Annotated in this window: 15 protein-coding genes; 1 reads left to right on the top strand and 14 read right to left on the bottom strand. The window is 61.7% G+C overall.

From position 1 onward, the window contains the following. Position 1 precedes the first annotated feature (1 nt). The gene (gene glgB / locus ACWKV5_RS16550) at positions 2 to 2233 is read left to right on the top strand and encodes a 1,4-alpha-glucan branching protein GlgB (protein ID WP_483842126.1); all 2232 of its coding nucleotides are present in this window, start codon (positions 2 to 4) and stop codon (positions 2231 to 2233) included. Positions 2234 to 2367: 134 nt separating this feature from the next. On the opposite strand, the gene ACWKV5_RS16545 is transcribed toward glgB, so the two are convergent. From ACWKV5_RS16545 to ACWKV5_RS16480, 14 genes are all read right to left on the bottom strand, one after another. Next, positions 2368 to 3441 carry an autotransporter domain-containing protein gene (locus ACWKV5_RS16545; RefSeq protein ID WP_483842125.1) on the bottom strand — a complete coding sequence of 358 codons (1074 nt, stop codon included), beginning with the start codon at positions 3439 to 3441 and terminating at the stop codon, positions 2368 to 2370. 316 nt (positions 3442 to 3757) lie between these two features. Continuing rightward, entirely contained in the window at positions 3758 to 4546 is a 789-nt protein-coding gene (locus ACWKV5_RS16540; protein WP_483842124.1) for an endonuclease/exonuclease/phosphatase family protein, read from the bottom strand. A gap of 203 nt (positions 4547 to 4749) precedes the next feature. Continuing rightward, positions 4750 to 5508 (bottom strand): PIG-L deacetylase family protein, encoded by a 759-nt coding sequence (locus ACWKV5_RS16535; protein WP_483842123.1) that lies wholly within the window; start codon positions 5506 to 5508, stop codon positions 4750 to 4752. Positions 5509 to 5635: 127 nt separating this feature from the next. Continuing rightward, a complete protein-coding gene (locus tag ACWKV5_RS16530) occupies positions 5636 to 6295 on the bottom strand; it encodes a glycosyltransferase family 2 protein (protein WP_483842122.1) in 660 nt (219 codons plus the stop codon). Further along, the gene (locus ACWKV5_RS16525) at positions 6292 to 6891 is read right to left on the bottom strand and encodes an SAM-dependent methyltransferase (protein WP_483842121.1); all 600 of its coding nucleotides are present in this window, start codon (positions 6889 to 6891) and stop codon (positions 6292 to 6294) included. Before ACWKV5_RS16525 ends, ACWKV5_RS16530 begins: the two co-directional genes overlap by 4 nt. Next, positions 6888 to 7646 carry a PIG-L deacetylase family protein gene (locus tag ACWKV5_RS16520; protein ID WP_483842120.1) on the bottom strand — a complete coding sequence of 253 codons (759 nt, stop codon included), beginning with the start codon at positions 7644 to 7646 and terminating at the stop codon, positions 6888 to 6890. The genes ACWKV5_RS16525 and ACWKV5_RS16520 overlap by 4 nt, the downstream gene beginning before the upstream one ends. Beyond that, a complete protein-coding gene (locus ACWKV5_RS16515; RefSeq protein WP_483842182.1) occupies positions 7643 to 8620 on the bottom strand; it encodes an acyl-CoA dehydrogenase in 978 nt (325 codons plus the stop codon). The genes ACWKV5_RS16520 and ACWKV5_RS16515 overlap by 4 nt, the downstream gene beginning before the upstream one ends. Position 8621: 1 nt before the next feature. Beyond that, positions 8622 to 10781 carry a glycogen debranching protein GlgX gene (gene glgX / locus ACWKV5_RS16510; RefSeq protein WP_483842119.1) on the bottom strand — a complete coding sequence of 720 codons (2160 nt, stop codon included), beginning with the start codon at positions 10779 to 10781 and terminating at the stop codon, positions 8622 to 8624. A gap of 103 nt (positions 10782 to 10884) precedes the next feature. Then, entirely contained in the window at positions 10885 to 11214 is a 330-nt protein-coding gene (locus tag ACWKV5_RS16505) for a DUF2934 domain-containing protein (protein WP_483842118.1), read from the bottom strand. A gap of 21 nt (positions 11215 to 11235) precedes the next feature. Further along, a complete protein-coding gene (locus tag ACWKV5_RS16500) occupies positions 11236 to 14013 on the bottom strand; it encodes a malto-oligosyltrehalose synthase (protein WP_483842117.1) in 2778 nt (925 codons plus the stop codon). Then, positions 14010 to 16088, bottom strand: coding sequence for a 4-alpha-glucanotransferase (malQ, locus tag ACWKV5_RS16495; RefSeq protein WP_483842116.1), 2079 nt, complete (start codon positions 16086 to 16088; stop codon positions 14010 to 14012). Before malQ ends, ACWKV5_RS16500 begins: the two co-directional genes overlap by 4 nt. Next, a complete protein-coding gene (treZ, locus tag ACWKV5_RS16490; protein ID WP_483842115.1) occupies positions 16085 to 17881 on the bottom strand; it encodes a malto-oligosyltrehalose trehalohydrolase in 1797 nt (598 codons plus the stop codon). Before treZ ends, malQ begins: the two co-directional genes overlap by 4 nt. Before the next feature lie 13 nt (positions 17882 to 17894). Continuing rightward, complete coding sequence (gene glgA / locus ACWKV5_RS16485) at positions 17895 to 19481, bottom strand: glycogen synthase GlgA (RefSeq protein WP_483842114.1); 1587 nt, start codon at positions 19479 to 19481, stop codon at positions 17895 to 17897. A 580-nt stretch (positions 19482 to 20061) separates the two neighbouring features. Beyond that, positions 20062 to 21015: a D-2-hydroxyacid dehydrogenase family protein gene (locus ACWKV5_RS16480; RefSeq protein WP_483842113.1), complete on the bottom strand. Its 954-nt coding sequence runs from the start codon at positions 21013 to 21015 to the stop codon at positions 20062 to 20064. Positions 21016 to 21025 lie beyond the last annotated feature (10 nt).

The raw sequence follows: 21025 nt of genomic DNA, 5'->3' as shown, positions 1-21025 counted from the left end.
CATGAGTTTCTCGAACAAGGAACAGGGTCACGCTAAAGAGGCATTACTGCCCAGATCGCGGGACATCGACGCGCTGGTACGCGCCGAACATCACGACCCCTTTGCAATTCTCGGCCCCCATGGCGATGGCGCCGGTGGGCAATTCATTCGTGCCTATCTGCCGGACGCCTTGAGCGTGCAAGTGTTGGCCAGGGACTCCGGGGAAGAACTCGGCAACCTTGAGGCCACCCAGACACCGGGGCTGTTTGTCGGGCATTTCGATCGGGCCCAGGCGTACCTGCTGCGCACCCGTTGGGCCGGCGGCGAGCAAGTCAGTGAAGACCCCTACAGCTTCGGCCCATTGCTCGGCGAGATGGATTTGTACCTGTTCGCCGAAGGCAATCACCGCGACCTGAGCAGTTGCCTCGGCGCGCAGTTGCAGACGGTTGACGGTGTCGACGGCGTGCGTTTCGCCGTGTGGGCGCCCAACGCCAAGCGCGTGTCGGTGGTGGGTGATTTCAACAACTGGGACGGTCGCCGCCATCCCATGCGTCTGCGCCATCCGACCGGGGTCTGGGAGTTGTTCATCCCGCGCCTGCGAGCGGGTGAGGCGTACAAATACGAAATCCTCGGCAGCCACGGCATATTGCCGCTCAAGGCTGACCCGATGGCACTGGCCACTACCTTGCCGCCAGACACGGCCTCGAAAGTCGCCTCGCCGCTGAACATCGACTGGCAGGATCAGGCGTGGATGGAGTCGCGTGCTGAGCGTCAGCGAGCGACGGCGCCGCTGTCGATCTACGAACTGCATGCCGGCTCCTGGCAGTGTGAGCTCGACGATCTGGGCGAAGTCGCCCGCCAGTACACCTGGCACGAGTTGGGTGAGCGGCTGATTCCTTATGTGAAGGACTTGGGGTTCACCCATATCGAGCTGATGCCGATCATGGAGCATCCATTCGGCGGCTCGTGGGGTTATCAACTGCTGTCGCAATTCGCCCCCAGCGCCCGTTACGGTTCTCCGGATGACTTTGCCGCTTTCGTCAACGCCTGCCACCAGGCGGAAATCGGCGTGATTCTCGATTGGGTACCGGCGCATTTTCCGACCGATACCCACGGCCTGGCGCAATTCGACGGCACAGCGTTGTATGAATACGGCAACCCGCAGGAAGGTTTTCATCAGGACTGGGACACGCTGATCTACAACCTCGGCCGCACCGAAGTGCACGGTTACATGCTGGCTTCCGGGCTGCACTGGCTCAAGCATTTTCACGTCGATGGCCTGCGTGTCGATGCGGTCGCCTCGATGCTTTATCGCGACTATTCGCGCAAGGCTGGCGAATGGGTGCCGAACCGCCATGGCGGTCGGGAAAACCTCGAAGCCATCGACTTCTTGCGCCACCTCAACGACGTGGTCGCGCTGGAAGCGCCGGGTGCGCTGGTCATCGCCGAAGAATCCACCGCGTGGCCGGGTGTCAGCCAAAGCACGCAACAGGGCGGCCTGGGCTTTGCCTATAAATGGAACATGGGCTGGATGCACGATTCGCTGCATTACATCCAGCAGGACCCGGTGTACCGCGCCCATCACCATAACGAACTTAGTTTTGGCCTGGTGTATGCCTGGTCCGAGCGTTTCATCTTGCCGATATCCCACGATGAAGTGGTTCACGGCAAGCATTCGCTGATCGACAAAATGCCCGGCGACCGCTGGCAGAAGTTTGCCAACCTACGCGCCTACTTGAGCTTCATGTGGACGCACCCGGGCAAGAAGCTGTTGTTCATGGGCTGCGAATTCGGCCAGTGGCGCGAGTGGAACCACGATCAGCAACTCGACTGGTATTTGCTGCAATACCCCGAACACAAAGGGGTGCAGAAACTGGTCGGCGACCTCAATCGGCTGTACCGCGAAGAGCCGGCGCTGCATGAGCAGGACGATGCGCCGCAAGGCTTCCAGTGGCTGATCGGCGACGATGCGATCAACAGCGTCTACGCGTGGCTGCGCTGGAGCAAGGAGGGCCGACCGGTGCTGGTGGTGGCCAACTTTACCCCGGTGCCGCGTGAGGGTTATCGCGTCGGCGTACCGTTTGCCGGGCGCTGGACCGAGGTGATCAACAGTGATGCGGCGATGTATGCCGGTTCCAACTATGGCAACAGTGGCGGGGTGTTTACCGAAGAGGAGCCGAGCCATGGGCAGGCATTGTCGCTGGTGTTGAATTTGCCGCCGCTGGCGGTGTTGATCTTGCGGCCTGAGGGCTGATCTGACACCGAGTCGCTCCCTTCGCGAGCAGGCTCGCTCCCACACTGGATTTGTGTCGTATGCAAAACCACTGTGGGAGCGAGCCTGCTCGCGAAGGCGTCAGCGCTGACAAAGCCTCTCTTGATGCCTGTCGCTCACCACCGCATCCGCACCCCCAGACTCCCGATCAACCCGTTCAAATCATTGTCATCCACGTCACTGCTGTAATCCGCACTGACGTACAAACTCACCGCCGGCGTAACCCTCGCCACCAACCCCAACCCCACCTCAACCGTCGATGAATTGCGGCTGCTGCTGATCTTGTCGACCTGGTCGAGGGTCACGGTATTGCCGGTGTACACGGTGTGCCACAAGTTGGTCCGCACGTAGGGTTCGACGCCCAGGCCATTGATGTCGTAACTACCTTTCAATCGCGCACCGACCCGGCCGCTCCAGGACGTCAGGTCGCTGGATGACGCGTTCCCTGAGCCGGCATACGGCGTATCCAGTGTGATGCGTTGATTGATCAACTGCGCTTGGGGTTCGACTACCCAGTTCTCGCTCAGGCCAATCGGAAAGCCGCCTTCCACCGACAACGTCATCGCACTGCCTTCCGTTGCCTGCCGTGCGCCCTGGTCATTTCGGCTGAAGCCGTTGACCCGGCCGCCGCTGGCGGTCAAATCCACGTGCCAGCCTTGTGGGCCCGTCAAGCTCCAATATGCACCGAGGCTCTGGCCTTGAAGGTTGAGGGTGTCGTTGTCGGGGTCGGCCAGGGCTGGACTGGTCAACAAGCCGTTGCTGTTGCCTTGTAACCGGGTGGTGCCGCCGATCAGTCCGACCTGCTGGGTATGGCCACTGCCGCTCTGCAGGGTGAGGATCGCCGGCCCTTTGAATTCAGTGCTGCCCGGGATCGAAGAACCCTGTGACAGAAAGTCGGTCTGCGCCTGCCGCGATGGCTTGCCGTAGACCTGATCCCAGGTCGAGGGGGCTTCGTCTTCGATGGTCAGACGTGAACTTCGACTATCGGACGCGGAGCCGAAGACGCCGGGATAGAACGAGGTGAGGTGCGAGGTTGGCAAGGTGAGAACCGGTACATCCTGGCGATACCATGGAAGGGTTTCTTCCTCCGCGGGTGCCGCCTGGGTTTCGAGGGTCGAGCACAGCAGGATAGAGCTCGAGACAGTGCAAAAAGTGACTTTTATCTCTTGTTGGGTGAATGAAGTCTTCATGGGGGTCTACCTTGCAATCGCATGCGGTATCTCGCTGTGGCGTCTCTCCTACCCCGAATGAGGGGCGGCCGAATGGATTGAGGGCAAGCCGCTGGGCGCCCGGATTGGCGGGTGTCTGAGGGGGTTGCCCCCTGATGGTACTTCGGGGGTAGTAAGGTGTAGCTAAGAAGACCGTTGACAGCGCGTCAAGAAAATGGCCGATAAATGGTATGGGTATTTTAGGTGCTGCAAGTGACTGATTTACGGCGCAGATCTAAGCGCTTGTTTGTTCGATAAAACGTCAAAAAAACTGCGAATCAGAGCTTCTACTCGGTTGCTAGAGGTGTACCTCCACCGCCAGCGGCAGGTGATCCGACAGGTGCGTCCAGGGTTTATTGCCGAGGATTCGCGGTTCATGGCTGCTGGCGTTACGCAGGTAAATCCGGTCCAGGCGCAGCAACGGAAAACGCGCGGGATAGGTTTTCGCCGGTCGCCCGTTATGGCGTTCGAACGCTTCGTGCAGGTAGTCGCGACGGGCGAGGGCGGCATTGCCTTGCAGCTGCCAGTCGTTGAAATCACCGGCAATGATCACCGGGGCATCGTCGGGCAGGGATTCGAGCAGTTGGCAGAGGAGCTGCAATTGCAACTGACGATGACTTTCCAGCAGGCTCAGGTGTACGCAAATCGCATGCACTTCAGCGTGCCCCGGCACCTCCAACACGCAGTGCAATAACCCGCGCCTTTCGGGGCCGGTGATCGATACATCAAGGTTGCGAAATTCGCGGATCGGGTATTTCGACAGCAGGGCATTGCCGTGGTGGCCGTCGGGGTAAACCGCATTGCGGCCATAGGCGAAATCGCTCCACATGCTGTCGGCGAGGAATTCGTATTGGGAGGTCTGCGGCCAGTTGTAATAACGGGAAGAGTGCCGATCGTGTTCGCCGACCACTTCTTGCAGGAACACAAGATCCGCCGACGTACTGCGCACCGCCTCGCGCAACTCCGGGAGGATGAAACGCCGGTTGAGGGCGGTGAAGCCCTTGTGAGTATTGACCGTGAGCACCCTCAGGCGATGAATCGCCGGGGACGGCTTGAGGGTGGCCCGCTGCTCGGAATCGCTGGTCACGTTGGCTCCTCTGAATGTTGGCTGCTTATGCATGCGACTGATGCGGCGGCAGGCAGTTCAGTGGCAATCAGCGAAAGTGTGTTCACCACCGAACAACTGTGGGAGCGAGCCTGCTCGCGAAAGCGGTGTGTCAGTCAAAATACTTGTCGACTGACACACCGCTTTCGCGAGCAGGCTCGCTCCCACATTGGATTGTGTTGGATTCAGATGAAGACGATTTCATAGGGCAAGCGCATGCGGTCCAGGATCACCCGGGGAAGCAGCGGTGCAATGCCCAAGGCCGGTTCGCCGTCGAGCTGGCTGGCGTAGGCGTGGGTGGCGTGGCTTTTGCGCGCGACGGTCCAGGTGTCGAGGCGGACTTTGCGGGCCCGGTGCCAAGGCATCAGCGCCTGATCGCGAGCCGGCCAGTGCCAGGCCCATATTGGCAGTTCATGGAATGTCGCACCGACCATGCTCGCCGCCGCGGCGCTGGCACGGCCGACGGCGTCGTGGTCGGGTGTACCGTCTTCGCGCCAGGTGCTGAACACCACGTCACCGGGACGCAGGTAGCGGGCGATGAACCGGGTCAGTTGCGTCTCGTGTTCAGCGAGGACGAAATCAGTGAAGCCACCCCGAATCCATTTCAGGCTGTGCATCGGCAAGCCGAGCCGGCGCAACGCTTCGACGCTTTCCTGGCCGCGAAACACGCTCAGGCGTTTCTCGGACCATTGCTGCGAACCGGGTTGAGTGGCACTGCCATCGGTGACCGAAATCAATTGCAGGGGATGACCGAGGGTCGAGAGCAACTGCAGCAGGCCGCCACAGGTGACCACTTCATCGCCGGGATGCGGCGCGATCACCACGGCGCGTGCGCCGGGGGGAACCAGGGTCTGGGTGTTGATGACGGGGATGTTGTCCAGTTGCAGCGCGCTGTTCCAGATTTGTGCTGGCTGGCTGCTGTCGATGATGGAGACGGATTTCATCGGGGCTACGTCCTTGTTCTGTTTGATAGCAATGTGCGACTTCTCCGTACCCTGGATTGTCGCGTGCTGAGTATTGCTCAAGTAATCCTATTCGTCGCGCAACGGTTCCGACTAAGCCGGTTTTTTTTTAATCGATCTGTGCCAGATCGTGTAAGTAGTCGCCGAAACCACCCCGCGCGCGACTGTCCAGACGGGCGCTGGTGAGCACTTGCGGGCGATGACTCCAGGCAATTTTTGCGCCGCAGCGCTCCAGTTGTCGCACCAGTTGCACGTCTTCATGACAGGTCAGCGGTTCGAATCCGCCGGCGCGCCGATAGGCGTCGGCACTGATGCCCAGGTTGGCGCCGTGAATGTGCCGGTGGCCGTCGCGTGCCTGGTAATGCTGGTGATAGCGAATCTGCGCCGACTCATCGAATGATTCGTGCCACGCATCGACCGTGACCGTGCCGCACACCGCGTCCGCATCCAGCGACAACTGCGCCACCAGCCAGTCCTGCGCGACACGACTGTCGGCGTCGGAGCAGGAGATCCAGCGCACCCCCAATGCCAGCAGAAAACTTGCCCCGACTGCGCGTGCCTGGCCGACGTTGCGGGCCTCGATGCTCAGGCTGTGGACCGGGTAGCGCTGGACAATCTCCCCAGATCGGTCGGTGCAACTGTCGAGCACCACCAGCACTGCGACGCTTTCACCGCGCAGCAACTCATGTTGCGCGGCGCACAGGGCGGCTTGCAGGCAGTCGGCGAGCAAGTCTTCTTCGTTATGCGCGGGGATCAGAATGCCAATCATCGCAAGCCCTCAAGTGAGGCCACGGAGCGCGGTTCGCGGCTCCATAGCTCCAGCAGGAAATCCGCTTCCTGATGCAACACCAGACGCGCCAGCGGAAGGTGTTCGTGAAGCAAGTCATGCACTTGGCGCGCGTTCAAGGGGCAGCCGTCGATGGGCGGGCGCCAGTGACAGGCCAGCAGTTGGCCGTCGGCGGTGAGTGACTGTTCGGCCCGTTGGATCAGGCGTTTCAAGTCTTCGGCATCGAGGTAGTAACCGATTTCACTGAGCACGATCAGGTCGAATTTTTCTTCCGGCCAATCCGCAGGCAAGCGTGAGTGGCGCACTTCGGCATGATCAAACGGGCCGAGGCGGGTGCGCGCCAACACAACGGCTGCGGCGGCGGTGTCGCAGCACAGCAGGCGATCGCAACGGCTGGCCAGTTCAAAGCTCAGTTCACCATTGGCGCAGCCGGGCTCAAAGATCGCGCGGTAATGCGGGCGCGGCAGGGCGGCGAGGGTGATGGCGCGTTTGCGCTGCTCGTACCAGCGTTGACGAAACGCCCACGGATCATCGTTACCGGCAAACAAACCGTCGAAATAACGATCGTCGACACTCATAGAAACACCACCTCGAACGGCTGCAACAGGCGGTCCAGCACATAGGGCGCCAACACGGGCGGCAAGCCGATGTGCGGGTCTCCTTCCAACTGGCTGGCGAAAGCGTGAATCGCATGGCGCTTGCGTGCGATCAGCGGCGGCGTCAGGAGAATTTTGCGTGCCCGGTGCCACGGCACGAACGCGTCTTCCGGCGTTGCCCAGTGCCAGGTCCACACGGGCAGTTCATGCAGGGTTGCACCGACGCGGCTGGCGGCAGTGGCACTGGCTCGCCCGACGGCTTCATGATCGCAATGGCCGTCTTCGCGCCACGTGGTGAACACCACGTCGTTGGGGCGCAGATGCTGTTCGATGAACGCGCTCAACTCGGATTCGCGCGCGGCAACCTGGCTGTCACTGAAACCGCCGCGAAGCCATTTCAACTGGTGCAGCGGCAAACCGAGGCGGCGCAACGCTTCAGCCGATTCTTGCGGGCGCACGGCGCTCAGACGCTCCACCGGCCAGCGTGTCGAACCGGGATGACTGGCGCTGCCATCGGTGACTGAAATCAATTGCAGCGCCCGACCCGCCGCCGCAAGCACCTGCAGGAAACCACCGCAGCCCAGCACTTCGTCATCCGGGTGCGGCGCGATGATCACCGCGCGGGCGCCTTCGGGTACCAGGCTGAGGATGTCGATCACCGGCAGTTGCGCCAGATGGCGGGAGGTTTGCCACAGGTGCAGGGGCGTGCCCTGGCCGACGATGGGGTTGGTTTTCATAACGTCCATGTCCCTTCAATAGCTTGTTTACCGAGCGCGGCGAGGTCCCGCTCGGCATGACTTTGACGCAGGAATACCGGCAGGTCGGCGATCAGCCGGGCGAACTGCCGGTCCTTGCAATAAGGCCCGGCGCCGAGGGCGTGGCCGACGTGGAGGATCACTAGTTCAGCGGCCTGTTCGACCACCGCCCGGGCACGGCGAGCGAGCAATTCGGCGTTTTCCAGCGGCGAGGCATCGATGCTCATTGCGCTGGCGCGCAACACCTGTGCGGCGGCGAAAAGAGCGCTGTCGACCGCGCCGAGGTGGGCGAGGGCATGGGGTTCTTCGCGTTGCGCGCAGTGAGTGCGCAGGCGTTCGGCGAGGCTGTGTGCGGCGCCGTACCAACAGGCGGCAATGCCGATTCCGCCTTGCCAGAAACCCGGCCGTTGCAAGTAGTCGCCGGGTTGGCCAATGAGGCGAGCTTCAGCATTATCGAACAGCACTTCGACGCTGCCGGTGGCGCCCATGCCGACGGCTTGCCAGCCTTGATCCGTCACGCTGACGCGGGGTTGATCCAGTGCCACCGCGACCAATTGCTGACAGTCGTTTTCATCCCACGCGGTAAGCAAGGCATGGCTCAATACCGCTGCACCCGAGCACCAGGCTTTGCGCCCCTTCAAACCTTGCTGACTGACCCGCACCCGCGCATTCGGCGGCTCGGCGGCCCACATGCCCCAGGTGCTGCCGGGTGTGGGCTCGCCACCGAGTTGCGCGATGATTGCCAGTGCATCGGTGTGGCCTTCGTACAGTTTGCACAACCCCAGATCATGCCCGCCGACCTCGGCCAATCGCTGAAAACGCTCCAGCGTCCGGCCACTGCCCGGCAGGGGCAGCTGATCCAAACCCGCTTCCACCAGCGCCCGCAGGCAACGACCTAACGCCTGAGTGTCAGCGTAATCCGCGGGTTGGCGAGCCAGAAACGCCTGAAGGTCCATTTCACTCTTCTTCCTCATGCTGCAATTCGAACAGCAGCAGCGAACGGCCGGTCACCGAATATTCGTGGCCGATTTCAAAGCGTTCCTGCCCGCGAATCGACGGTTGATTGGTGTCGATCATGCAAGTCCAGAACCCGCCGTCCGGCACTTCCGGCAAGGTGAAATTGACGATGTCGTGGTGCGCGTTTACCACCAGCAACAACGTCGCGTCGGCACCCTTACGGCGGATCCCGGTTTCTTGGGCGCGGCCATCGAGCAAGATACCGAGGCAACGACCGTGGGCCTCATTCCATTGCTCCTGGGACATTTCACTGCCGTCCGGCGCGAGCCAGGTCACGTCCTTGACCCCGATGTCTTCGTTGTAATTGCCCACCAGGAAGCGTCCGCGACGCAGGATCGGGTACGCCAGGCGCAACTTGATCAGGCGTTTGACGAACTTGAGCAGGGCCTTGCCGTCCTCACTGAAGTCCCAGTTGACCCAGCCGATCTCGCTGTCCTGGCAATAGGCGTTGTTGTTGCCTTCTTGAGTGCGGGCGAATTCGTCGCCGGCCACCAGCATCGGCGTGCCTTGGGACAGCAACAGCGTGGCAAAGAAGTTGCGCATTTGCCGCTGGCGCAATTCGTTGATCTCGGGATCGTCGGTGGGGCCTTCGACGCCGTGGTTCCACGACAGGTTGTTATTGCTGCCGTCCTGATTGTTCTCGTCGTTGGCTTCGTTGTGCTTGTCGTTGTACGACACCAGGTCGTTGAGGGTGAAACCGTCGTGGGCGGTGATGAAATTCAACGAGGCATAAGGACGCCGGCCGCGCTGGTTGAACATCTCACCGGAGGCGGTCATGCGGCTGGCGAAATCGGCGAGTTGGCCGTCGTCACCTTTCCAGAACGCGCGCACGGTGTCGCGGAACTTGTCGTTCCATTCCACCCAACCCGGCGGGAAGTTGCCGACCTGATAACCACCGGGACCGCAATCCCATGGCTCGGCAATCATCTTCACCTGGCGCAGCACCGGGTCCTGCCGGCAGGCCACGAGGAAGCTGTGACGCTCATCGAAACCGTCGTGGTAGCGGCCGAGAATGGTCGCCAGGTCAAAGCGGAAACCGTCGACGTGCATTTCCGTCGCCCAGTAGCGCAAGGAGTCAGTGACCATTTGCAGGACGCACGGATGGCTAAGGTCCAGGGTGTTGCCGGTCCCGGAATCGTTGATGTAGAAGCGTTTGTCGTCGGGCATCAAGCGGTAGTACGAGGCGTTGTCGATGCCGCGCATGGACAGGGTCGGCCCCTGTTCGTTGCCCTCGGCGGTGTGGTTATAGACCACGTCGAGGATCACTTCCAGGTTGGCTTCGTGCAGGTGCGCAACCATTTCCTTGAACTCGGCAATCTTGCCGCTGGCCAGATAACGCGGGTCCGGGGCAAAAAAGGCGATGCTGTTGTAGCCCCAATAATTGGTCATGCCCTTGTGCAGCAAGTGCTGGTCATTGACGAACGCGTGGATCGGCAGCAACTCAACCGACGACACCCCGAGTTTGCGGATGTGTTCCAGCACGTCATCGACCATCAACCCGGCGAAGGTGCCGCGCACGTTCTCGGGGACGGAAGGGTGACGCATGCTGATGCCGCGCACGTGGGTTTCGTAAATGATGGTTTTGTCCCACGGCACGCTGACGCGATGGTCGTGGCCCCAGGTGTGCGCCGGGTCGATGACTTTGCATTTGGGCACGAAAGGCGCGCTGTCGCGTTCATCGAAACTGAGGTCGGCGTCGGGGTGGCCGATGGTGTAGCCGAACAGCGCTTCGGACCATTTCAACTGGCCGACCAATTGTTTGGCGTAAGGGTCGATCAGCAATTTGTTCGGGTTGAAACGGTGACCGTTGGCCGGGTCGTAGGGGCCGTAGACGCGATAACCGTAGATCAGCCCCGGATGGGCGTCAGGCAAGTAGCCGTGGTAGATCTCGTCGGTGTATTCGGGCAGTTCGATCCGTTCCAGTTCCACTTCGCCGGCGTCGTCGAAGATGCACAGTTCGACTCGAGTGGCATTGGCGGAAAACAAGGCAAAGTTGACCCCCAGACCATCCCAGGTTGCGCCCAGCGGGAAGGGCAAGCCTTCTCGGATTCGCGATGCCTCGGCGTGAGGTTCTGGCGCGGATTTTTTTGGCGTGGTCATAAATGCTCCTGCAAGAAAGAATCGGGTGTTTTTCGAGGGCGAAGGCGCCCTCAGTGGCGAGCGAACTCGCCACGTTTTCGATCAGCACAATTCGGTTGGCGCGTCAGGTGATCGGTGGTTTCTTCGCCACGCGAGGCTTCCTCTCGACGGCTTTCTCACCCGGCGGGATCACTTTCGCCGCTACGGGTTTGACCTTGGCCTTCGATTTGGCGTCGCTGGCTTTGCCGTCCAGTGCGCCATTGGTCTTGGCTGCCCCAGGCTTGGCAGCGGTTTTGCTGCCAGTGGCTTTCGGTGATTTTTTCGGCGCCAGGGCTTCCGCTTCGGCCAGCTTGTGCGCCATCTCCCAGTGGCGGGCTTCCTGACCCTCGGGTTTCCCTTCAGATTCCCAGATCTGATAGGCAAATTCGCGAACGCGTTTATCGTCGGTACTCATCGCAATGCTCCTGAACTGAACTCAAGCTTGGGTAAAGAGTTGGATAAAGAGATTGACCGGGACAACCCCCAGCGCGGCGCTGATGTTCAGCTCCCTGTTTTTTGTGACTGCGACGCTGGAAAAAAGTCCCTTCAGATTTTCATCGGAGGAGGCGAACGGTAATTTCACCCGTGTATCGCCCCACAGCGGCGCATCAATCTGTGGTTGGGCACTGTTTTTCAGCAGTTCGGCGCAGCGAATAGGGACGATCACGATGGCGCGTTTTCCTTCCAGCACGCGGGCAAATGCCAGCACCCGATGCGCCTGACTGCCGACCACTTCAAGGGCCTGATAGCGCCCTCGGGAAAACAGCTCGGCATGCTCGGCGCGCAGTTTCAGCACCTCGGCAATCAGCGTCTGCTTGATGCGCCCGTCACGCCAGTTCGACAACAGCTCGGGCACCTGCGGTGTCGCTTGAAGGGCTCGTTCACGACTGGCGTAATCCACCGGCCGGCGGTTGTCCGGATCGACCAGGCTGAAATCCCAGAAGTCGTTGCCCTGATAGAGGTCCGGCACCCCCGGCACGGTCATTCGCAGCAAGGTTTGCGCCAAGCCGTTGATAGCGCCGGAAGGCGCAATGGCCTGCGCCGCTTTACCGAGGGCTGCGCGCAACAGCTCACCTTCGGGGGCCAGAAACAGCCGCTCGATAAACGCTTGCATCGCCTGTTCGTACGGTTCGTTCGGCGCGCTCCAGCTACTTTGCAATTTGGCTTCGCGCAGGGCTTTTTGTTGCCACTGCCAGAGGCGTTTGGCGTAGTCCGCCTGCGCCGGTTGATTGTCAATGTGCAGGGTCAACGGCCAGCTGCCGAGGATCGCCTGATACAGGATCAACTCATCGCCCGCCGACGGCATGTGGTCGTCGTCGCGCAATGGTCGGGCAAGCGTGCGCCAGAGCGGGACTTGCTCGGCGTACCAGGCGCTGCGTTCGCTCAACACCGCGAGGCGTGCGCGAGTGTCTTCGCCGCGTTTGTGGTCGTGGGTGGCCGTGGCCAGCAGGTTGTCCGGGAACTCGGCCAGACGCTGGGCGCAGACCGCATGGAAGTCCGACACCGGGGCGCTGAACTGTTCGGTACTGAAGCCCACGTCATTGCGCGAGAGCAACACGGCTGAACGATAGAACGCGGTGTCTTCGACGGCTTTGGCGGCGGCCGGTGACGTCAGTTGCTGAAAGCGTACGCAAGCATGCTTGAGGATCTTGCGCTGACGACCTACCGGGCGCTTGCGCCACGGCTCGCCGCCAAGCCAGCCGGCCAGGCAATCGAGCACCGGCCAATCGGCTTCGCTCAAGGTTTGCCGCGCACCGTTCATGGCCTGCTGGAAAAAAACGTCGTCTTCAGCGGAGCGGCCACGAGGACTGATATAGGTCCGGTATACCGGGAAGTGCACGATCAATTCCTGCAACGCCCGGCGGATCGCACCGAGGGTCAGGTCGCGGGTCATCAGGTCGTCGCGGGCCACTTGCAGCAAGGCCTGGGCAACGCTTTCGAAATCACCGGCCAGCGAGCCGTTGAGGATCTGCTGCCGCGCCAGTTGCGCTTCCTGCTGGAAGTCGGCCGGCCGTTCGCTGAAACGCTGCCAGAGCTCGCCCAGGGTGTGTGCGCCTTGCGGATCATGCTGCAACAGCGACAACTGGTTCATGAATTCATAACCGGTGGTGCCGTCCACCGACCAGTCGCGGTGCAGGGTTTCGCCTTCGCCGAGGATCTTCTCGACGTAGATCGGCAAGTGCCGCCCCGGTGACAGGCTATCGACCCGGCGTCGCAGTTTGCGGCAGTAGCCACGGGGATCAGCGAGGCCGTCGATGTGGTCGATGCGCAGACCGTCCACCAGCCCTTCAGCTACCAATTCGAAGATTTTCGCGTGAGTGGCTTCGAACACGGCGGGCCGTTCGACGCGCAAACCACCCAGTTCATTGATATCGAAAAAACGCCGCCAGTTGATGTCATCCGCTGCGGTGCGCCAACTGGCCAGACGATAACTCTGGCGCTCGAGCAGGTTATGCAGGCGCTGGAAGCCTTCGGGTGTCAGCGAGTCGTAAGCGCTGAGGTGCTGTTCGATGGACTTGAGCAGCACCGGATCGCTGGCGAGTTCACGCAGTTCGGCTTTCAGCGGCACCGCGAGGCGGTGCGCGTCGGTCTGGTAACTCAAGGTGGTGAAGCGCTCCGCCAGCGACTTCAGCGGTTCGACCTCGGTGGGTAGCAGCTCGCCGTAGTTCATCGGGCAGATCGGGAAACGGTGGTCGTAATGCTGCACATAAAAGCTGCCGTACTGCGCATCGAAGCGCAGGGGCAGGGTGCCGTCCTGCAAGGCGATGCCGTAGTCGCTGCCGAGGAACGGCAGCAACAACTGACCTTCCATCAACGGGTCTGGCGAATGCCATTGGATGTCGAAAAATTCACCGAACGGGCTTAGGCGCCCCCATTCCAGCAAGTCCAGCCACCACGGGTTATCCGCGCCACCGACGGCCATGTGGTTGGAGACGATGTCGAGGATCAGCCCCATCCGCTGTTCGCGCAGGGCGCTGACCAGACGTCGCAGCGCGGCTTCGCCACCCAGTTCGGGATTGACGGTGGTCGGGTCCACCACGTCATAGCCATGCATCGAACCGGCGCGGGCGGCCAGCAGCGGCGAGGCATAGACGTGGCTGATGCCTAATTGCGCGAAATACGGCACCAGCGGCACCGCTTGATCGAGGGTGAAACCTTTATGAAATTGCAGCCGCAGGGTCGCCCGCAGCGGTTGGATATTCGATGCCGTCATTGGTCACGCTCGCCCGCCTGAAGCCGCGCGCAGGCGAGCAGTTCGAGGCGTCGGGCCGCGTCCGGGTCATCGAGCAGGGCTTCGCTGTCGCCGGGCAAGCGTCGTGACCAGTTGGGATGGGTGTCGATGGTGCCGGGCAGGTTGGCTTGCTGTTCGATGCCCAAGGCATCTTCGAGCGGCAGCAGCACCAATGGCGCGCGGGTATGCCCGAGGAAACGCACGCTGGCGTCGAGCACTTGATCAGTTTCGTGGGACTCCTCGCGAAAGTTCTGCGGGTCCTGGCTCAACACCCGTCGCAGGCCTTCGCGTTCGCGCTCGCGGTGTTGGCGCCACTCGATCTCGCCGCTGGCGTCGGTCAGGCCGAGCCGGGCGTTCCAGTCGATGTCGCGGCCGTGCCACCAGCCATTGAGTGTCGGCAGGTCATGGGTGCTGGTGGTCGCCAGCGCGTTGTCCGGCCAGTCGAGGATCGGTTTGAAGTGGGCGTTGTCCTGTTCGAACAGCAGCACACGCATGCCGAGGATCGAGCGTGCGCTGAGTTTTTCCCGCAGGCCATCCGGCACGGTGCCGAGGTCTTCGCCCAACACAATCGCCTGATGACGGTGAGATTCGAGGGTTAGCAAGCGCAGCAGATCGTCGACCGGGTAGTACAGGTAGGCGCCATCGCGGGGAAGCGCGCCGTTGGGAATCACCCACAAGCGTTGCAGGCCCATGATGTGGTCGATGCGCAAACCGCCGGCGTGGGCGAAATTGGCCCGGAGCATTTCGATAAACGCACGGAAGCCGTTGCGCACCAGGCCTTCGGGCGAAAACGCAGAGATGCCCCAGCCTTGGCCGGTCCGGTTGAGGATGTCTGGCGGCGCACCCACCGTCAGCGAGGCAAGTAATTCATCCTGGCGGCTCCAGGCCTGACTGCCACCGCCGTCAGCGCCCACGGCGAGGTCGGCGATCAGGCCGATGCTCATCCCGGCACTGCGGGCGGCGGTTTGCGCGCGCTCCAGGCAACGGGTGATCAGCCATTGGCAGAAGGCGAAGAAACCGATACGTGCAGCGTTCTCTTCAGCGAATTCTGCCAGGGCGGCGCTGCGCGGGTCGCGCCATTGCTCGGGCCACTCGCGCCAGTCGAGGCTCTCGCCTTTGGCGGCGCGGGTCTCTTGCAGGGCTTCGAAGCGGCAATGATTTTCCAGCGCTTCTCCCGAAGCATGGCGGAAGCTGCTGAAGTCTTCGTGCAAGGGATGTTCACCGTGGACAAAACCCTCGTACAGCGCTTTCAAGATGCGGTGTTTGGCTCGGGCAGCCACGGGCCAGTCAATCAGCGGGCGTTCTTCAAGCGCTTGCAGTTCGGCGGTCAGCCCGGTGGCGTCAATCGCCGCGCGCATCGCCCGCTCGCCGAGGATCGCACCGGGTGCGGCGTACAGGCTGTTGAGAAACAATCGGCTGGAGGGCGAGTAAGGGCTGTAGCGCTGCGTGTCGCTGCCGAACATGGCGTGCAGCGGACTGATCGCCAACGCCTCGGCGCCGCGTTCACCTGCCACGCGTGCGAGGTCTTCCAGCGCCTGGGTATCGCCGAAACCGCCATCGCCGGCACGTCGCAGGGAGTACAGCTGCACGCTCAGGCCCCAGGCGCGCGGGATCGGATTGTCGACCGCGTCGCCAACGCTGTAGCAGCGCTCGGGCGCCACCGCCAGGGTGAAGGATTGTCCGTCGATGCTGACGTGCTGGTAGCCGACCGGAATCAGCCCCGGGAGCACGGCGTGTGCATCGAGCTTCAGGTACATCTTCGAGCCGTCTTCGAGGTGAATGTCGCACGGGGTTTCGGGCTCAAAGTAACGCGCCAGATCGAGGCCGGCACCGACATCGATCGTCAACAGCGGTGGCAGGCGGTGAGTCTGCTGGACGGCTTGCAGTTCCAGCAGGCTCGCGTCGATTTCCTGGGCACTGCCGGCCGGGTGGCCGAGGCCGGTGAGCACGGCGCGCAGCACCGACGGACCGACTTTTTGCGGGCGGCCATTGGCGTCGATCCAGTCGACGGCCAGGCCTGCGCGGCTGGCCAGTATTTCAAGTTGCGCATCGCTCATAGGCGCTCTCCATCCGGGGGTAGCAAAGGGGCTGCGGCCGTGAGACTGACTAGCGCGCAATACGGGGCGAGTTTGCCCTCGTGCAACAGGCCGGCCGAGTGGGGCGGGTGTTCGAACAGCAAAATTGTGTCGGCCTGTGGGGTGTGGACCACTGGCGTGTCGCTGAGGTTCAGGTCAATGCGCAGCTCGCTGCCATCGCCCAGCCGCCAGCGCGCCGTCACTGCAGCGTGGCCGAGCACGTCGGCGCCCAATGCCTGGGTGCCGGGCAGGCGAGGGATGAGGTGCTGATGGCGCAGCTGTAACAGGCGGCGATACAGATCGTGAATGGTCGGCAGTGCGCTGGCCCCCAGTTTGGGTTGCGACGCTTCGAAGGTCTTGGACGCATTCGGATCTGGAATCTGTGCACGTTTGTGCGGGTCGGCAAAGGCGCTGAACGCCGCAAACTCGTTGCGGCGACCCTCGCGCACCAGTTCTGCGAGTTCACCGTGGTGGCTGGTGAAAAACAGAAACGGCGCCTGCGCGGCGAATTCGTCACCCATGAACATCAGCGGGATCATCGGCGACAACAGCAGCAGTGCGGTGGCCGCGTAGAGCGCATCGGAGGGAGTCAGTTGGTGCAGCCGTTCACCTAACGCCCGGTTGCCGATCTGGTCATGGTTTTGCAGGAACAGCACGAAGGCGGTCGGCGGCAAGTGACCACTGGGTTCACCTCGCGGCGTGCCATGACGGTTGAGATGGCCCTGAAACACAAAGCCCTGGCTCAGGCAGCGGGCCAGTTGTTCGGTGGGCTGCTCGGCGTAATCGGCGTAGTAGGCGTCGGTTTCACCGGTCAGCAGCACATGCAGGGCGTTGTGGCCGTCATCGTTCCACTGCGCATCGAAACCTTTTTCCAGCAGGCTCGCCTCGTTGTGTTCGTTTTCCACCATCAGCCACACATGGCGCGAGGGTTCGGTTTGCTGGCGAACGCGCTGCGCCAGCTCTTCAAGGAAGTCCGGGCTTTCAATGGCGTGCACCGCGTCCAGGCGCAAGCCGTCGAAGCGATACTCCAGCAACCACATCAACGCGTTGTCGATGAAGAAGTCCCGCACTTCACGCTGACGGAAATCAATGGCCGCGCCCCAAGGGGTGTGCTTGTCTTCGCGGAAAAAACCCTTGGCGTAGTGGTGCAGGTAATTGCCGTCCGGGCCGAAGTGGTTGTAGACCACGTCGAGAATCACCGCCAGGCCGAGGCCGTGGGCGGTGTCGATCAGGTGTTTGAGTTGTTCCGGCGAGCCATAGGACGCCTGGGGCGCGTAAGGCAAGACGCCGTCGTAGCCCCAATTGCGCTCACCGGGGAATTGCGCAAGCGGCATCAGCTCAATCGCAGTGATGCCCAGCTCGACCAGGCGCGACAAGTGTTGTTCGACAGCACTGAAACCGCCGAGCACACCGACGTGCAGCTCGTAGATGATCGCCTCGTTCCATGGCCGGCCCTGCCAGGTGTTGTGTTGCCATCGATAAGCCAGCGGATCGACCACCACGCTGTGGCTGCCGATGTCGCCGGCCTGCGCGCGGGAGGCCGGGTCCGGGACCTCCAGCTCGCCATCGATGTTGAAACGGTAGCGGGTGCCCGCGGGGCAGCGAGTCTTGATCACGAACCAGCCGTTAGCCTGGGGCAACAGCGGCAAGGATTGTCCATTTTCCAGTTCGACACTGACGTAAAACGCATCCGGCGCCCACAACGCAAAACGCGTGTGCTCTGCGTCCAGCATGATTGCGCCGTGGGGCCAGGTCTCAAGGGTCCGTAACGGCATCGTTGAAAACCTCTTACTGTCGGCCTGATTTACCCAAGGCCTTGGCCACAAGTTGTTCGTAGAGTTCGGCGTACGGTTCCACCGCCTTGCACCAGTTGAACGGCGCGGCCATGGCCCGGCACCGCATGGCATGCAACAGATCGGGGAAGGCGAACACCTTGAACGCACGGCTCAGGGCTTCCTGATAACTCTCGACGGTGGATTCATCGAAGAGGAAACCGGTCACGCCGTTTTCAATGGTGTCGGCCAGACCGCCGGTGTTGCGGGCGACTGGCAACGAGCCGAAGCGCTGGGCGTACATCTGGCTCAGGCCGCAGGGTTCGTAGCGCGAAGGCATCAGCAGGAAATCGCTGCCGGCGAACATGCGGCGGGCGTCGGTTTCGTTGAAGCCGATGCGCACGCCGATCTGCCCCGGGAAGCGCAGGGCCAGTTCACGCATGGCTTGTTCTTCTTCCGGTTCGCCACGGCCGATGATTGCAATCTGGCCGCCGGATTTGACGATGTACTCGGAGACTGCTTCGGTCAGGTCCAGGCCTTTCTGATAAACCAGGCGCGAAACCACGGCAAACAGCGGACCTTCGGAATCGGCCAGGCCGAACAATTCGCGTACGTGCGCGGCATTCACTGCCTTGCCGTCCCAGTCGCCAATGCTGAACGGGCGGAACAGGTGTGTATCAGTCGCGGCGTCCCAGCTTTCATCAATACCGTTGGGGATGCCGCTAAGCAGGCCTTGCTGGGTCTTGGCGGCGAGAAAACCGTCCAGACCACAGCCGAAGGCCGGCGTAGTGATTTCCTGGGCGTAGGTGGCGCTGACCGTGGTGATGTGGCTCGAATAGGCCATGCCGGCCTTGAGGAACGACATCTTGCCGTAGAACTCCATGCCTTCCTGTTGCAGGGCGTGCGCGGGAATCCCCAATTCAGGGCAGGAGCCGAGGCTGGTCACGCCTTGATAGGCCAGGTTATGGATGGTGAACAACGTCGGGGTGCGCTGCCCACGCCAGTGCATGTACGCCGGCGCCAGGCCAGCAGGCCAGTCATGGGCGTGCACCAGATCCGGGCACCAGTGAATTTGCGCGAGATTGGCGGCGATATCGGCGGCGGCGAGGCCCAGGCGGGCGAAACGAATGTGGTTGTCTGGCCAGTCGCGGCCATTGTTGGCGCCGTAGGGCGAACCTTCGCGCTCGTAGAGTTCAGGGCAGATCAACACGTAAATGACCAGACCGTCGGGCATGTCCATGCGCCCGATTTTGCAGGGCGGCAGTGCGGCGTGCCCACCCAGTTCACCAATGATGTGGATCGGGTTCTCGCTGTGCAGCACTTGCGGGTATCCGGGAATCAGCACCCGCACATCGTGCAGGTGCGACATGGCCCGTGGCAGGGCGGCGGAGACGTCGCCCAGGCCGCCGGTCTTGACCAGGTCGGCAATTTCGGAGGTCACGAACAACACTTTCTTTCTATTCGGATTCTGACTGGCAGCCGGTGCCAGCGTCTTGGTTCCCGGGACGCTGATGGATTGCGCGCTCGGTGCATTGACGGCGCTCGATTCGCCGACCTGCTGATGAGCACGTTCTCCCTGAATATCTAAAGCCGCACTTATCATATGAATCTCCCGTGGTGTTGATCTAATGCTTAGGTCTGGCACAAACGGTGGTGGCCAATTCCTGTGGCCGGACGCAAACGCGCACGCATCGTGGCAAATGCTGCCCAATGCGGTGAAGCAGATGGGTTGGAGGGGCCGTTGCAAGGAATGCACCAGTCGCGTTGGCCCTACCTTTAACCTGACCCATGGCCAGGACTGAAAGTTTCGAGTTTTTTACAGCCAGATGACCGACCGGTTTTACCTCGCGAAAATGAGTCTAGGCCAGATCCTAGAGCGGGGCGGGTCATCTGGTGAAATTGTTCGACAATCAGTTTCAAGAGGGTAAAAGAACCGCGCGCGCAGGGGGAAACGCACCGACGAAGTGCAGGTTTATTTTTGGGGGTGGGTCAAAACGGGACTGGCAAGTCACGAAAATGGGCGGGTGGGGAGGTGTGGTTGCACTGTTGCGGTGCGTTTGGTTCAGGTTGATGTGGTGTATTTGATGGCCCCTTCGCGAGCAGGCTCGCTCCCACATTAGATCTCCGGTGTACTCAGGACCAATGTGGGAGCGAGCCTGCTCGCGAAGAACGATAACTCGGTCTTAAGTGAAAACCCGGGTCGGGTTACCCGCCGCCCACGCTTGAACATCTTCGATCATCTGCGAAAAGAACATCTGATAGTTTTGCCGACTCACATAGCCGACATGCGGCGTCGCCAGCACATTTTCCAGCGTCCGGAACGGATGATGTTCAGGCAACGGCTCCACTTCAAACACATCCAGTGCCGCCCCGGCCAGGCGATTTTTCTGCAACGCCTTGATCAGCGCCGCCTCATCCACAATCGGTCCACGGGCGGTATTGACCAGCAGTGCCGTGGGTTTCATCCAGTCCAGCGCCTGGGCGTCGACCAAGCCACGGCTGCGGTCGCTGAGCACCAGATGCACCGACAGCACGTCGGCCTGTTCAAATAATTCCTGCTTGCTGACATAGGTCACGCCGACTTCAGCAGACGCTTCAGGTGTCAGGTTCTCGCTCCAGGCAATCACCCGCATGCCGAACACTTGCCCGAATTGAGCGACGCGCTTGCCGATGCTGCCAAGCCCGAGGATGGCCAGGGTCTTGCCGTGCAGGTCGCCACCCAGACCTTGCTGCCAAAGACCTGCGCGCAAGGCGTTGGCTTCGGCGACGAGGTTGCGGGTGGCGGCCATGATCAGCGCCCAGGTCAGTTCCGGCGCGGCGTGTTTGTAGCTGTCGGTGCCGCAAACCTGAATCCCCAACGCAGCCGCCGCTTTCAAATCCAGCGCCGCATTGCGCATGCCGCCGGTCACCAGCAGTTTGAGTCTGGGCAACCGACGCAGCAGGTCCTCATCGAACCGGGTGCGTTCGCGCATCACGCAAATCACCTCGAAGGCCCCCAGACGCTCGGCCAGGGTTTCATTGTCGGCCGGGTAGTCGTGGACAAAACTCACCTCGCCAACGCTGTCCAGCACCGACCAGTCCACCACGTCGCGCGCGACGTCCTGCCAGTCATCGATCACCGCAATCTGCACCGCCATCAGCCTTACC

It is taken from the genome of Pseudomonas oplopanacis, from assembly GCF_057128725.1.
The sequence above is the reverse complement of the archived record's forward strand: the minus strand, read 5'-3'. Positions and strand labels throughout refer to the sequence as shown.